Origin of the sequence: Nocardia vermiculata NBRC 100427 (assembly GCF_001613265.1) — a bacterium.
Taxonomy (GTDB): Bacteria; Actinomycetota; Actinomycetes; order Mycobacteriales; family Mycobacteriaceae; genus Nocardia; species Nocardia vermiculata.
Genome location: NZ_BDCA01000007.1, coordinates 69,588 through 83,549 on the forward strand (window position 1 = coordinate 69,588; position 13,962 = coordinate 83,549).

The 13,962-nt window shown below is 67.2% G+C and carries 16 protein-coding genes; 10 read left to right on the plus strand and 6 right to left on the minus strand.

The window, feature by feature from the left end; all coding sequences use genetic code 11:
• The first annotated feature begins 87 nt into the window (after positions 1–87).
• From pdhA to NV2_RS10990, 3 genes are all read left to right on the plus strand, one after another.
• A complete protein-coding gene (pdhA, locus tag NV2_RS10980; RefSeq protein WP_067871489.1) occupies positions 88–1,200 on the plus strand; it encodes a pyruvate dehydrogenase (acetyl-transferring) E1 component subunit alpha in 1,113 nt (370 codons plus the stop codon).
• Positions 1,197–2,177, plus strand: coding sequence for an alpha-ketoacid dehydrogenase subunit beta (locus NV2_RS10985; protein ID WP_067871490.1), 981 nt, complete (start codon positions 1,197–1,199; stop codon positions 2,175–2,177). Before pdhA ends, NV2_RS10985 begins: the two co-directional genes overlap by 4 nt.
• Positions 2,178–2,248: 71 nt before the next feature.
• On the plus strand, positions 2,249–3,721 hold the full coding sequence (locus tag NV2_RS10990; protein WP_067871492.1) for a dihydrolipoamide acetyltransferase family protein: 1,473 nt from the start codon (positions 2,249–2,251) through the stop codon (positions 3,719–3,721).
• A 36-nt stretch (positions 3,722–3,757) separates the two neighbouring features.
• Here NV2_RS10990 and NV2_RS10995 read toward each other — a convergent pair whose 3' ends face one another.
• Entirely contained in the window at positions 3,758–4,222 is a 465-nt protein-coding gene (locus NV2_RS10995) for an acyl-CoA thioesterase (RefSeq protein WP_245662546.1), read from the minus strand.
• Between the two features lie 112 nt (positions 4,223–4,334).
• Between NV2_RS10995 and NV2_RS11000 the strand changes: the two genes are divergently transcribed.
• From NV2_RS11000 to NV2_RS11015, 4 genes are all read left to right on the plus strand, one after another.
• Positions 4,335–5,669, plus strand: coding sequence for an MFS transporter (locus NV2_RS11000; RefSeq protein WP_245662547.1), 1,335 nt, complete (start codon positions 4,335–4,337; stop codon positions 5,667–5,669).
• 10 nt (positions 5,670–5,679) lie between these two features.
• Positions 5,680–6,255 (plus strand): TetR/AcrR family transcriptional regulator, encoded by a 576-nt coding sequence (locus NV2_RS11005; protein WP_067871494.1) that lies wholly within the window; start codon positions 5,680–5,682, stop codon positions 6,253–6,255.
• Positions 6,256–6,344: 89 nt separating this feature from the next.
• Entirely contained in the window at positions 6,345–7,133 is a 789-nt protein-coding gene (locus NV2_RS11010; RefSeq protein WP_067871496.1) for an oxidoreductase, read from the plus strand.
• 119 nt (positions 7,134–7,252) lie between these two features.
• A complete protein-coding gene (locus tag NV2_RS11015; protein WP_218018970.1) occupies positions 7,253–7,762 on the plus strand; it encodes a MarR family winged helix-turn-helix transcriptional regulator in 510 nt (169 codons plus the stop codon).
• Positions 7,763–7,776: 14 nt separating this feature from the next.
• Here NV2_RS11015 and NV2_RS11020 read toward each other — a convergent pair whose 3' ends face one another.
• The 4 genes from NV2_RS11020 to NV2_RS11035 all read right to left on the minus strand — a co-directional run bounded on the left by NV2_RS11020 (position 7,777) and on the right by NV2_RS11035 (position 11,084).
• On the minus strand, positions 7,777–8,148 hold the full coding sequence (locus NV2_RS11020) for a hypothetical protein (protein ID WP_245662548.1): 372 nt from the start codon (positions 8,146–8,148) through the stop codon (positions 7,777–7,779).
• 105 nt (positions 8,149–8,253) lie between these two features.
• Positions 8,254–9,666: an NAD(P)(+) transhydrogenase (Re/Si-specific) subunit beta gene (locus NV2_RS11025; RefSeq protein WP_067871500.1), complete on the minus strand. Its 1,413-nt coding sequence runs from the start codon at positions 9,664–9,666 to the stop codon at positions 8,254–8,256.
• Between the two features lie 3 nt (positions 9,667–9,669).
• Positions 9,670–9,996 (minus strand): NAD(P) transhydrogenase subunit alpha part 2, encoded by a 327-nt coding sequence (locus NV2_RS11030; protein WP_067871502.1) that lies wholly within the window; start codon positions 9,994–9,996, stop codon positions 9,670–9,672.
• On the minus strand, positions 9,996–11,084 hold the full coding sequence (locus NV2_RS11035; RefSeq protein WP_067871932.1) for an NAD(P) transhydrogenase subunit alpha: 1,089 nt from the start codon (positions 11,082–11,084) through the stop codon (positions 9,996–9,998). Before NV2_RS11035 ends, NV2_RS11030 begins: the two co-directional genes overlap by 1 nt.
• A 329-nt stretch (positions 11,085–11,413) precedes the next feature.
• Here NV2_RS11035 and NV2_RS11040 point away from each other — a divergent pair, with 329 nt between their 5' ends.
• From NV2_RS11040 to NV2_RS11050, 3 genes are read left to right on the plus strand one after another with little or no spacing between them, the layout of a single operon-like run.
• Positions 11,414–11,872: an HIT domain-containing protein gene (locus NV2_RS11040; RefSeq protein WP_067871504.1), complete on the plus strand. Its 459-nt coding sequence runs from the start codon at positions 11,414–11,416 to the stop codon at positions 11,870–11,872.
• Positions 11,869–12,708, plus strand: coding sequence for a maleylpyruvate isomerase family mycothiol-dependent enzyme (locus NV2_RS11045; RefSeq protein ID WP_067871506.1), 840 nt, complete (start codon positions 11,869–11,871; stop codon positions 12,706–12,708). The genes NV2_RS11040 and NV2_RS11045 overlap by 4 nt, the downstream gene beginning before the upstream one ends.
• A gap of 6 nt (positions 12,709–12,714) precedes the next feature.
• Positions 12,715–13,359: a Type 1 glutamine amidotransferase-like domain-containing protein gene (locus NV2_RS11050; RefSeq protein WP_067871508.1), complete on the plus strand. Its 645-nt coding sequence runs from the start codon at positions 12,715–12,717 to the stop codon at positions 13,357–13,359.
• 35 nt (positions 13,360–13,394) lie between these two features.
• Here NV2_RS11050 and NV2_RS11055 read toward each other — a convergent pair whose 3' ends face one another.
• The gene (locus tag NV2_RS11055; protein ID WP_067871510.1) at positions 13,395–13,919 is read right to left on the minus strand and encodes an ROK family protein; all 525 of its coding nucleotides are present in this window, start codon (positions 13,917–13,919) and stop codon (positions 13,395–13,397) included.
• Positions 13,920–13,962 lie beyond the last annotated feature (43 nt).

Here is a 13,962-nt window from a genome sequence, read left to right on the forward strand (position 1 = left end):
TGCTGTGAGGTACAGCACAATGTTGTTGACGGCAGTCCGCCGGATCGCGCTCGTCGGTGACCCCGCCGAGGCGGCAACGAGGAGGTGATGGCTGTGCACGACACGACCACGTCCAGGCACGATACCTATCCGGTTCAGCTGATTCAGCCCGATGGGCAGCGCGTATTCGATCGTGAGCACGCGGCACTGGTCGCCGATATCGGCCCCGACCGGCTCCGCGACCTGTACGAGGACCTTGTCGTCGTCCGGCGCATCGACGCCGAGGCGACCGCACTGCAACGGCAGGGTCAGCTGGGACTGTGGGCACCCCTGCACGGACAGGAAGCCGCCCAGGTCGGCTCGGCCCGTGCGCTGCACCCCGAGGACTACGTGTTCTGCAGCTACCGCGAAGCGGGCGTGGCGCACTGCCGCGGCGCGGACCCGGCGTCGATCACCCGGATGTGGCGCGGGGTCGCCCATTCCTGCTGGGATCCGGACGAGATCAATATGACCAATCCGGCGATCGTGGTCGGCGCCCAGGGCTTACACGCCACCGGTTACGCCTACGCCGCACATCTCGAAGGGGCCGAGCTCGCGGTGCTGACCTACTTCGGCGACGGCGCCACCAGCCAGGGCGATATCGCCGAAGCGCTCGGTTTCGCCGCATCCTGGAGCGCCCCGGTGGTGTTCTTCTGCCAGAACAACCAGTGGGCGATCAGCGAGCCGGTGCAGGTGCAGAGCCAGACGCCGATCGTGCGGCGGGCCTACGGCTACGGCATTCCGGGCGTTCAGGTCGACGGCAACGATGTGCTCGCGGTGCTGGCAGTGACCCGGCAGGCGGTGGCGCGAGCACGAGCCGGCGGTGGGCCGTCGTTCATCGAGGCCATCACCTACCGCATGGGCCCGCACACGACCGCCGACGATCCGACCCGGTACCGGTCCGCAGCCGAGACCGAACTCTGGAAGCGACGCGACCCGATCGATCGGATGCGCCGGCTGCTGGAGCGAGAAGGTCTGTGGAGCAGTGATTTCGAACGCCGCGTCACCGAACACTCGGATGCCGTCGGGGCCACGGTCCGCGGTGCCACCATCGACATGCCGGATCCGGAGCCGAGTCGGCTCTTCGACCACGTCTACACCACCGCTCATCCACTCATCGATGCCGAGCGCGACGAATATGCCGGATATCTGGCCGGCTTCGAGGAAGGAGTCCGGGCATGATCACCACCTTCGCGGCAGCGCTGAACACCGGGATGCGACGGGCCCTCGAGGATGATCCCAAGGTCGTGCTGATGGGCGAGGACATCGGCCGGCTGGGCGGTGTCTTCCGGGTGACCGACACCCTGCAGAAGGATTTCGGCAACAACCGCGTCATCGACACGCCCCTAGCCGAGTCCGGCATCATCGGTACGGCTTTCGGCATGGCACTGCGTGGGTTCCGCCCGGTCTGCGAGATTCAGTTCGACGGGTTCGTCTACCCCGCCTTCGACCAGATCGTCTCGCAGGTCGCCAAGATCCACTATCGCACCGAGGGGAAGGTCCGCGCACCGATCACCATCCGGATCCCGTTCGGCGGCGGAATCGGTTCGGTGGAGCACCATTCGGAATCCCCGGAGGCGTACTTCGCACATACCGCGGGGCTGCGTGTCGTTTCGCCGAGCACGCCCGAGGATGCCTATCCGATGTTGCGTCAGGCGATCTCGTGCGACGATCCGGTGATCTTCCTCGAACCCAAGCGGCGCTATTGGGACAAATCCGATCTCGATTTCACCGCGCTGGACGCCGATCCGTATCCCCTCGACCGAGCTCGGGTCCGCCGGGCGGGACGAGACGCGACGATCGTCGCCTACGGCGGGATGGTCTCCACCGCCCTGACAGCCGCCGATATCGCTGCGGGAGAGGGCCGTTCGCTCGAGGTGATCGATCTGCGCAGCCTGTCCCCGATCGACTTCGACACCATCGAGCAGTCCGTGCACCGCACCGGCCGGTTGATCGTCACCCATGAGGCGCCGGTCTTCGCCGGCCTCGGTGCCGAGATCGCCGCCCGGATCGCGGAGCGGTGCTTCTACTATCTCGAGGCACCGATTTTGCGCGTCGGAGGCTTCGACATCCCGTATCCCCCGGCTAAGCTCGAACGGCACCACATGCCCGACCCCGACCGCATCCTCGACGCGGTCGATAGGACGTTCGCCGCCTGAGTTCACGGCCCCCGGGTCGCGAGGCGGCCCGCAGAGTTACGCCTGACCGCTCGTTCAGACAGAGGTGCCCGTTGGAAGACCCCGCTGTGGACGGCAACGACCACGTGCTCGAGTTCCGCCTGCCCGATCTCGGAGAAGGCCTGACCGAGGCCGAACTCCTCTCGTGGTCGGTCGCCGTCGGCGATACCGTCGAACTCAACCAGACCATCGCCGAGGTGGAAACCGCCAAGGCTCAGGTGGAGCTACCGTGTCCGTTCGCCGGGCAGGTCGCCGAACTACTGGCCCAGCCGGGCGATACGGTCGCGGTCGGCGCGCCGCTGATCCGGGTGCGGGTCGAGGCGGGGACCGCGGCACCGCCGGACGATGCACAGGCCCGCACCTCGGTGCTGGTCGGATACGGCCCCGGCGCCGAATCCGGCACCCGGCGACGCCGACCGGCGACGCGCAACGGAACCGCGCCGCCGGCCGATACCCCCGGCTCGGATATCTCGGGCGCCTCGGGCGCCTCCGGCGCCTCCGCCGCCGGTCCACCGCAGCCGGATGCGGCTCGCACGGACGCCCCGGCACATCCGGGGGACATTCCCCCGGAGTTTCCCGGCCGCCCACCGGCCACCCCGGCGGCCCGCCAGCTCGCGCGCGAACTGGGCATCAACATCTCCTTCGTCGCGGGGTCCGGACCGGGCGGTGCGGTGACGGTCGAGGACGTACGCCATGCGGTGCCGGTCTCCCAGCCACCGCGGCGGGCCCGGCCCGACGACGAGTCCGAGGAGACACCGCGCCCGGCCGCGCCCCCGGTGCCGACCATGCGTCCCGACGGCGGGATCATCCGGCCCACGCCGAGCGAACGCGAGACCCGCACCCCGGTCAGCGGCGTGCGCAAGCGCATCGCCGCGGCCATGACCGCCAGCGCCCGCACCATCCCACAGGCCAGCGCCTTCGTCAGCACCGATTTCACCGCGTCGATGGAACTGCTCGACCATCTGCGCAGCACCGACTCGTTCACCGGGTTGTCGCTGACTCCGCTCGCCCTGGTCGCGAAGGCCACACTGGCGGCGATGGCCGAATTCCCGGCGATCAACTCCGCCTGGGACGACGAGGCCAAACAGATCGTCACCAAGCATTATGTGAATCTCGGCATCGCGGTGGCCACCGACCGTGGACTGCTCGTCCCCAATATCAAGGAGGCTCAGTCGCTGAGCCTGCGCGAGTTGTGCCGTGAGATCGGCTGGCTGGCCGACGTCGCACGGGCGGGTTCGGCAACACCGGCCGATCTGCTCGGCGGCACCTTCACCATCAGCAATGTCGGCGTCTTCGGTGTGGACGCGGGTGTTCCGCTGGTGAACCCGGGCGAGGGCGCGATTCTGTGTCTCGGATCGATCCGCAAACAACCGTGGGTGTACCGCAACGAGACCGCGGTCCGCTGGATCACCACACTCGGGGTGAGCTTCGATCACCGCATGATCGACGGCGAGCTGGGCGCACGGTTCCTGTCGACGATCGCCTCACTCCTCGAGGACCCACTGACCCTGCTGGGCCGGGTCTGAGGCGGCGCGGCCGATATCCGGTGCCGCGGTACCGATTCACTCGGGGTCGACGACCAACGCGGCGGCCGCGGCACGAATGATCGTGGGGATCTCGACGGACTTCCGGCTCTCGTTGTCGACGTAGACGTGCACGAAGGTGCCCGTGGCCGCCAGTTCCAGCTCCTCACCTTCGGAGCGCCCGGCGGCACCACCGCCGACGACGCGGAAGATCGCCAGATCGTAGGTGATGCTGGAACGGCCCAGACGCGTGATACGCAGCCCGACTCGCAACTGGTCCGGAAAGCTCAGCGACCCGTGGTACCGACACGATGTCGTCGCCACCACGCCGATCGCGGGCAGCTCCCGGATATCGGTTCCGGTCGCCTCCATCAGCCAGGCGTTCACCGCGGTATCGAAGTAGGAGTAGTAGGTCACGTTGTTGACGTGACCGTAATGGTCGTTGTCGGCCCAGCGCGTCGGCACCGGCCAAAGCACCGGATAGTCCTGCTGTGTGGTGGTCACCGGTCCGACAATAGCGACCGGAGCGACGGAGGCGGAGGCGGCAGCCTGCGTCACCACGAAGCCCGCGGCCGGCCGAACCAATGCGCACTCTTATTCCCGTAGCGTCGAATCGGTGAATTCATCAGTGCAGGTGGCACGGCGCGGGCGGGTTTCTCCTGCTGCGCGCCGGGCACGGGCGTCCGTCTTCGCAGTGTTCGCGCTCAACGGGTTCCTGGCCGCGCTGTGGGTGGTCCATATTCCGGTCATCACCGATCGCACGGGCGTATCTCATGGGGCACTGGGGCTGTTGATCCTGGTCATGGCGGGCAGCGGGATCGCCGGGATGCAGGCGGCGGGCCCACTGTCCGACCGTTTCGGCAGTCGCGTGCCGGTCGGCGTGGCGGTGCTGTGGCTGGCGGTCGCGGTGAGCGGGCCCGCGTGGGCTACCGGGCCGGTCCAGCTCGGCCTCGCCCTCGCGGTCTTCGGATTCGGCAACGGCGCCCTCGACGTATCGATGAACGCTCAGGCCGTCGAGGTCGAGCGCGCCTACGGCCGGCCGATCATGGCAGCTTTTCACGGGCTGTTCTCGTGTGGCGGGTTGGCCGGTTCGCTGGTGGGCGCGGCGGCGATGCACGCGGGCGTCGATATCCGTGCCGGGTTCGCGATTGCGGCCGTGGGGAGCCTGCTCGTCGTGGTGGCGACTGTGCCCGGGCTGCTGCCACCTTCGCGCGCTGTCTCGCACGTCGAAGCAGCCGGGCCGGCCGAATCGACATCGGGTGCGGCACCATCGGGGTCCTGGGGCACCGGCGTGGATCGCCGGATCGGTGCGGCTGCTCCGGTGCGCGGCACCGCAGGCCGGCGTTCGAGCGGGTTCGTGTCGGTGATGGGACGGCTGCTCCCGCCCAGGGTCCTGGCGTTGGCGGCGATCGCCTTCGCCCTGTTGATGGCCGAGGGGGTTGCCAACGACTGGAGTGCGTTGCAGACCCATGAACATCTCGGGGTCAGCGATGCGACGGCCGCACTGTCGTTCGGCGCTTTCTCGACCGCCATGACGGTCGGGCGTTTCACCGCGGATCGGATCAGCGGGCGGTTCGGACGGGTCGCGGTGGTGCGCTGGGGTTCCCTGCTCGGCGCCGCGGGACTGGCGGTGATCATGGCGTCGCCGTGGCTGCCGCTGAGCCTGGCCGGCTGGGTGCTGGCCGGACTCGGGCTGGCCGGCGGGGTTCCTCAGATTTTCACCGCGGCGGGGAATCTGGGGTCCTCGACCGCGGCGACGGATATGTCGAAGGTGTTCGGGCTGGGCTATCTGGGCTTCCTCGCGGGTCCGTCGATCATCGGCTGGTTGTCCCAGGCCACCTCGCTGACCACCGCATTCACCTTCCCGCTCGTCTCCGTACTGCTGTGCGCATGCTTTGCCGGCGTGGTCGGCACCGGAGCAGTTGTTGACCTCGAGGACAAAAACCTCTAGAGTCAGCACCATGGGCAGGCCACGGAACTTCGACACCGACGCCGTGGTGGACCGTGCGATGGACGCGTTCTGGACCCACGGCTACGCCAATACCTCACCGGCACAACTGGCTTCGGCCACCGGAATCGGAAAGGGCAGCCTCTACAACACTTTCGGCAGCAAACGAGCACTGTTCGAACGAGCCCTGGCACGGTACAACCGCGCAGGAGCGGAACTGGCAGCGGAATGCATGTCCCGGCCGGGCACCGCCCGGGACTGCATCGGCGACTTCCTGCGCCTGCTGGTCGATTCCGATCTCGCCGATCCGACGCGCCGCGGCTGCCTGGCCGTCAACACCGCCACCGAATTCTCGGGACGGGACCCCGAGATCATCCGGGCGGTCGCCGATATGCAGGAACGCACGGTCGCGACACTGGCGGCGCGAATCGACCAGGGGCGCCGCGACGGGGACGTCGCGCGCGACACCGATCCACGCGGCGCCGCGGAGTTCCTGATGAACACCATCTCGGGGCTGCGCGTCATGGCCAAGACCTCCGAGGCATCGACCCTCTACCGCATCATCGATTCAGCCCTGAAAACCCTCTGACAAAAACCCTCTGACACATTCGAAGGACCGCTGCGGCGGCCCTTTTTCCTACCCTAGTTTTTGACCTGAAGTTCAAGAAAGGAACCATCATGGAACTGGAACTCGCCGGCAAGACCGCCGTCGTCACGGGCGCGGGCCGCGGCATCGGACTCGCCGTTGCCCAGACCCTGGCAGCGGAGGGCGTCCGGGTCGTCGGAGCCGCCCGCACGGTCACCCCCGAGCTCGAAAAGGCCACCGTTGCCGCCGTTTCCGCGGATCTGAGCCGACCCGAAGGATCAGCGGCGCTGATCGACGCCGCACTCGGCGAACTGGGCGGGATCGACATCCTGATCAACAATGTGGGCGGAGGCGATGTGGATCGCCTGGGTATGGGCGGATTCCTCGACACACCGGACGAGCAGTGGCAAGAGATCTTCGACCTCAACCTCTTCAGCCCGATCTGGACCACCCGGGCGGCCCTGCCCAGCCTGCTCGAGCGCCGCGGAGCGATCGTGAACATCTCCTCGACCAGTGCGCGCATCCCCACCAGCGGCCCGATCGGGTACAGCGAGGCCAAGGCCGCACTCACCGTGCTGAGCAAACGACTCAGCGAGGAGCTGGCACCCCGCGGCGTGCGGGTCAACACCGTCACTCCCGGCGTGGTGGGCAGTTCGCTCTGGCGCGGCGCGGACGGGTTCGGAGCCAAACTCGCCGCCGCACAGGGGGTTACCCATGACGAGCTCTTGGCCGGCATCGCGGACAACTTCGGCATCTCCTCGGGCCGGATCTCCGAACCCGAGGAGGTCGCGACCCTGATTACGTTCCTGGTCTCGGAACGGGCCGCCAATATCGTCGGCTCCGACTACGTGATCGACGGCGGCAGCCTGAAGGCCGCCTGAGCGACGACATACGAGTGCCGGCCCCGCGTCACCCTGCGGGGCCGGCATCGTCGTGTGAGTAAGGTAACCCCACCCGGTGTATTTACCTAAGTTAAGTAAATTGCCGGTAGGATGGTGCCGTGCCGCGTCGCGAAGGAATCCCCGAATCCGTGGTCGAGGCCGACTCCATCGAGGAACTGGAGCGCGCCCTGACTCGCGTCGCACATCTACTCACCCGCGCCCGGCGGCACGGGCGAACCGTGGCCGCGGCGGGTGTCACGCTCGACCGGGCCAACGTGCCCCTGTTACGCATGCTCGCCGACTCCGAGGAGCCGATGCGGCTGGGCGAACTGGCCGCTTGCCTCGGCGTGGAGGCACCGCACGTCACCCGGCAGATCCAGCGCCTGGAACGAGAGCGCTACGTCGACCGGGTGCCCGACCCCGACGATCGCAGAGCGCAGCGCGTCCGGATCACCGACGAGGGACGCGCGACCGTGGAGGCGATCCGCACGGTCAGCCGCCGCAATATGCGAGAAGCACTGGCCGAGTGGACGACCGCGGATCTACAGCTCCTGTCCACGCTGAGCCACCGCATGGTCGACGATTTCCTCACCAACGCCGATCGCAACGAGGCGCTCGACGGTCGATGACGACGATCCGTCCGTCAGGACGTACCGGCCCGCTTGTTCACGCGTATGGTCACATCGGGCCACGGCGGGCGGCGAATCACCGCGATCAGCGACAGGGTCGTCGCCATCAGGCCGACGAAGATCCCGGTCAGCGCGATCGCGGTGTCATCGGTGACCGCATGCCATGTCGTCTTGCCGTCCGCGACGACGAACACTCCCAGTGGCCGGGCACGCCGGAATCGGCCCGCCGGTTTGGTCACCGGCACGACGGTCACACCTTCCGCAGTCCGGTACGGAGATCCGTAGATCGCGGAACTCCCGTCGACATCAGGCAGTTCGAACTGCTCCTGCACCGTCATCTCGGCCCCTTCCCGGTTCCGCCGCCAACGCTCGGTGCCATCCGGCATCGTCGCCACTGTAGCCCGGCGCACGGTGCTGCGTCCCCCGGCAGCGGCGACGGCCCGTGGCAACTGGTGCCACGGGCCGTCCCCGAGTGTTCGGAAGGGTTGCGATCAGAGGGCTTTGAGCTCCTCGGTGACCGCACCGACCGACTTCTTGGCATCGCCGAACAGCATCGAGGTGTGGTCGGCGTAGAACAGCGGATTGTCGATACCGGCGAAACCGGAGTTCATCGACCGCTTCAGCACGATCACACTCTTTGCCTGGTCGACATTGAGCACCGGCATCCCGTAGATCGGGCTGGAGGAATCCTCGCGCGCGGCCGGGTTGGTGACGTCGTTGGCGCCGATCACCAGCGCCACATCGGTACGCGAGAACTCGCCGTTGATGTCGTCCATCTCCTTGAGCGCGTCATAGGAGACCTCGGCCTCGGCCAGCAGCACATTCATATGACCGGGCATGCGACCCGCGACCGGATGAATGGCGTACTTGACCTCGACACCCTTGGCCTCCAGCAGCGACGCCATCTCCTTGACCGCATGCTGGGCCTGCGCGACCGCCATACCGTAGCCGGGCACCACGATGACCTGATTGGCATACGCCATCTGGATCGCGGCATCGGCGGCCGAGGTGGCCTTGGCCTGCTTCTGTTCCCCGCCGGCGGAGGCAGCCGCACCGCCACCGCCACCGAAACCACCGGCGACGATCGCCGGAATGGAGCGGTTCATCGCCTTGGCCATCAGGTTGGTCAGGATGGTGCCGGACGCGCCGACGATCATGCCGGCCACGATCATGGCGGTGTTGTTGAGCGCCAGACCCGCTGCCGCGGCCGACAGACCGGTCAGGGCGTTGAGCAGCGAGATGACCACCGGCATATCGGCACCACCGATCGGCAGCACCACCATCAGGCCGAGCACCGCGGCCAGCACCAGCAGCAGGATCATCCACCAGGACGCCACACCCTCGTGGGCGGCGCCGATTCCGATCACCACGGCGACGGCGATCGAGCCGACCGCAAGCAGCAGGTTGACCGGCTGCTGCAGTTTGCCGAGTCCGATCGGCTTACCGGGCAGGATCTCCTGCAGCTTGCCGAACGCGATCAGCGAGCCCCAGAACGAGATCGAGCCGATGATCGCAGCGAACAGCGAACCGATCACGATGTGCACGGTCGGTTCCTCGTGCAACTGCGAAAAGCCCTCGCTGTTGAGGAATTCCGACCACGCGATCAGCGCGACGGTGCCACCACCGACACCGTTGAACGCGGCCACCAACTGCGGCATCGCGGTCATTTTGGTGAAACGCGCCGGCGGGACACCCAGTGCCACACCGACAACCAAGCCCGCGATGATGATGATCCAGTTCGAGGTGTCTCGGATCGAGATGAAGGTCGCGATCACCGCGAGGCCCATGCCGACCGCGGCGATCCAGTTGCCGCGCACCGCGGTCTTGGGGCCGGTCAGCCCCATAAGACCGTAGATGAACAGCGCGAACGCGACGATATAGAGAATATTGACCAAGTTGTCCATCGGTTATTTACCCGCCTCGGAAGACTGCTGCGCGGCACCCGGCTTCTTACCCTTGAACATGCCGAGCATGCGATCGGTGACGACGAAACCGCCGATCACGTTCAGGGTTCCGAACACCACGGCGACGAACAGGATGATCTGGGTGATCACCGAGGGGTTCTCGACTTTGCCGAGCGTCACCAGCGCGCCCAGCACGACGATGCCGTGAATGGCGTTGGTGCCCGACATGAGCGGGGTGTGCAAGGTGTTGGGCACCTTGGAGATCACCGCGAAGCCCACGAATCCGGACAGCACCAGAATCGCGATATTGGCCAGCAGATCGGTATACATCAGCTCTCCCCCTCGGGGTCGGCAGGGCGGTCCGGTTTACCGGCCACACAGGAATCGGCGAGCACCTGGTCGGAGAAATCAGGCTCCAGGGCGCCATCTACCAGCATCAGTTCCAGTAGCGCCGAAATATTCTTCGAGTACAGCTCCGAGGCGTGCTCGGGCATGGTCGCCGGCAGGTTCAGCGGCGAGGCGATGGTGACGCCGTGTTTGACCACGGTCTGGCCGGGCTCGGTCAACTCACAGTTGCCGCCGGTCTCACCGGCGAGATCGACGATCACACTGCCGGGCTTCATCCCTTCCACCGCGGCGGCCGTGACCAGTCGCGGTGCGGGACGGCCGGGAACCAGCGCGGTGGTGATCACCACGTCGAAACCCTTGATGGCATCTTCGAGAGCCTGCTGCTGCTGGGCCTTCTCGTCCTCGGTGAGCTCACGGGCGTACCCGCCCTCACCAGCGGCGTCGATACCCAGATCCAGCCACTGCGAACCCACCGAACGCACCTGGTCGGCGACCTCGGGCCGCACATCGTATCCAGTGGTGCGGCCACCGAGACGCTTCGCGGTCGCCAGCGCCTGCAGCCCGGCCACGCCGACACCGAGTACCAGCACCGTCGCCGGTTTCACGGTGCCCGCCGCGGTGGTGAGCATCGGGAAGAAGCGGGTCGATTCGGACGCGGCGACCAAGACGGCCTTGTATCCGGACACGTTGCCCTGCGAGGACAGCGCATCCATCACCTGCGCACGCGAGATACGCGGGATCGCCTCCACCGCGAAGGCGCGTACGCCCGCGGCCTCCAAGGCGCCGATCTTGTTGTCCGCGTTCCGGGGAGCGAGGAACCCGATCAGCGTCTGCCCCTTCGACAGCTTCGCGATCTCGGCGTCGCTGGGCGGGGCCACCTTCACCACGACCTCGGCCTGCCACGGATCGCCGATGGTCGCACCGGCGGTCTCGTACGCCTCGTCGGGAATCAGCGCGCCCAGTCCGGCGTCTGCTTCCACGACTACTTCCACACCCTGCTTCACCAGGCTCGGGATGATCTTCGGCACCAACGCGACACGTCGCTCATCGGCGTTGGTTTCACGAACCACGCCGACACGCGTGCGGCGCGCAGCACGACTGTCGTCGGAGGACTGTGCTCCGTCGACCGCGCTCTGCGTTGTCTCCACTGGTCAACTTCCTTACTTGTGACGGCAGGCTGGCCCCCTGCGAACAGGTGGGCCGCCTTGTTACCGGTCGGGCCGAACGGAACTTACTCATGAGTAAGTTCCGTTACAATTCTCGCAACTGTACCCGGCACCTCGGTGAGCGTAGACGAGATCAACATCACACCCGATTGCGGCTTTTCTACTAAATGCCCGATCTTCCAGCGGAAAGGCGGGGGTATGCCCCGCGGGCTGTACACCGTAATGTCTGCCCGATGAGTGGTTGCGCCTTCTGCCGGATCGTCACGGGCGAGGCTCCTGCGACACGCGTCTACGAGAACGACCGAATGGTGGCCTTTCTCGACATCAGACCGATCACCCGGGGCCACACCCTCGTAATCCCCAAGCAGCACGCGGCCGACCTCGACGCCCTGGATGCCGAATCCGGGGCCGATCTGTTCCGGGTCGGGCACCGGATCGCGAAGGCGCTGCGTCGCAGTGCTCTCGGTGCCGACGGTGCGAACCTCGTACTGAACGATGGCAAGGCCGCCTTCCAGACCGTGCATCACGTGCACCTGCACGTGGTGCCTCGCCGCGGCGGGGATCTGTTCACCTTCGCCCGCGGATTCCTGTTGCGGCGGCCGCACGAACCCACCGCCACCGCGACCGCGATCCGTACCGGCCTCGATCGCCTGGCCTCCGAAACCGACGACGACAGGGAGACTCGCCCATGAGTACCGACGCACTCGATCGCACCGAGTTGTCCGGTGCGCTGTCCGAACAGTGGAACGCGCTGGCCCGCTTGACGTCCGGACTGGACGAGAAGCAATGGCGGTCACCCTCACCACTGCCCGGGTGGACCGTCTTCGATGTCCTCGCCCATGTGGTCGGCACCGAATCGATGCTGCTCGGCGAAGCGCTCCCGCAGGCCGACAGCGATGTCCATGCGCTGCCCCATGTCCGCAACGACACCGGCGCACTGAACGAGATCTGGCTGCAATCACTGCGGCCACTGACCGGCGAGCAACTGCTACACCGTTTCGCCGAGGTCACCGATCGACGCCGCGCCGCCGTGGCCGGGCTCGATGATGCCGCCTGGCAGGCAGATATCCAGTCCCCCATCGGCCTGGTTCCCTACGCCCGATTCATGCGGGTCCGCCTGTTCGACTGCTGGATGCACCAGCTCGACATCACCGATGCGCTGGGCGGTGCCGCGGCAACGCCGGGAATGAACGAAGGCGGGCGGTGCGCCGAACTCGCACTGGACGAGATCGAGCCGTTCCTCGGACGCGTCGTCGTCAAACGTGGCGGCGCCCCCGACGGATCCCGCATCGCGATCGAAACCACCGGGCCTGTCGTCCGCGAGTTCCGGATCAGCGTCGACGGCCGCGCGGAACTCGTTGCGGCCCTGGACCGTCCGGCCGATACCACGATTCGTCTGGGTTCCGGACTGTTCGCCCGGCTGTGCGGTGGCCGCACCACTGCCGACGCGCACGCCGGCGAGATCGAGGTCGCCGGTGATCGCGCCCTGGGCAATCGGATCGCGGCCCATCTGGCCTTCACCATCTGAGCCGTCGTGCGACTGTTCCTGTCCAGCTACCGATTCGGAGCACACTACGACCGCTTCGCGGCCTTGACCGGTGGGCCCTGCGCCATCGCGGTGATTCCCAACGCCTGCGATGCCTGGCCGGATGCCTGGTCCGGCGCGGTCACCAGCGATGTCGTCCCCTTACGCCGGAAGGGTTTTCGCCCCGAGGTGGTCGATCTGCGTGACTATCTCGGCCGGCCCGCCGAGCTGGAACGCACTCTTCGCGACTTTCCGGCGGTATGGGTTCGCGGCGGAAACACCTTCGTGTTGCGTGCTCAATTCGCCCGTAGCGGTGCCGATTCCGTCCTTCGCCGGCTCCTCACCGAGGACACACTGGCTTACGCCGGCTACAGCGCCGGAGCCTGCCTACTCACTCCGGACCTGCACGGGCTGGAGGAATCCGACGACCCCGCCGAGGTGTACAGCGCATGCGGTATCGAAACGCGCTGGGACGGACTGGATGTGGTCGACCGCCCGATCGTGCCACACGTCGACTCACCGGCCACCGACCCGGAGGGTCACGGCTCCCGGCTGGCGGCGCGGCTGGCGGAGGCAGGCACCCCGCACTGGCCCCTCACCGACGACGATGTCGTAGTGGTCGACGGCGACGAGCCGGTGCTACTGCGCGGTTGACCGGCGGTTCGGAGGTGCGAGCTGCTGATTTCAGCTCAACGGCCGCGGTGCACACAGGACATTCGTCCGCCCAGCCGATGCGCGGTCCGAGCGCGACCGAGCCGGCTGTCGTAGCCGCCGGGATGAGCACTCGCGGGCAGCCGGTCGGCATATTCCTCGGCCAGCAGAGCCAGCACGCCCGCACCTGCCAGACCCGTCATATCCGGTGCGGCACCGAAACTCTCGTGCGCCAGGCTCGCGCAGGTCGCATCGGAGGCCAACTCCACGAGCGCGGCCGGAAACACCCGCCGAACCGCGGCTGTGAGGGCGAATCCGTGGCCCCACTGCGGAATCGAAGCAGGTGCGACCACCCCGGCAACGACATCCAGTGGCCCCGGGCAGCAGATGCCCACGGCGGTGATCTCGTCTTCGCCGGCCACATCGAGCAGCAGGTCCCGGCAGGCCCGCCAGGCGGCGTCCGCCGGAATCGGGATACGGCAGACCGTGCGGGCGGCGATATCCACGGTGACCGGCCCCGCCACGAAGCTCTCGCCGTCGAGCGCCAATGCCAGCACACTCATGAATCCGCAACCATGGCAAGCCCTTCCACCCGCAGCTGTACTG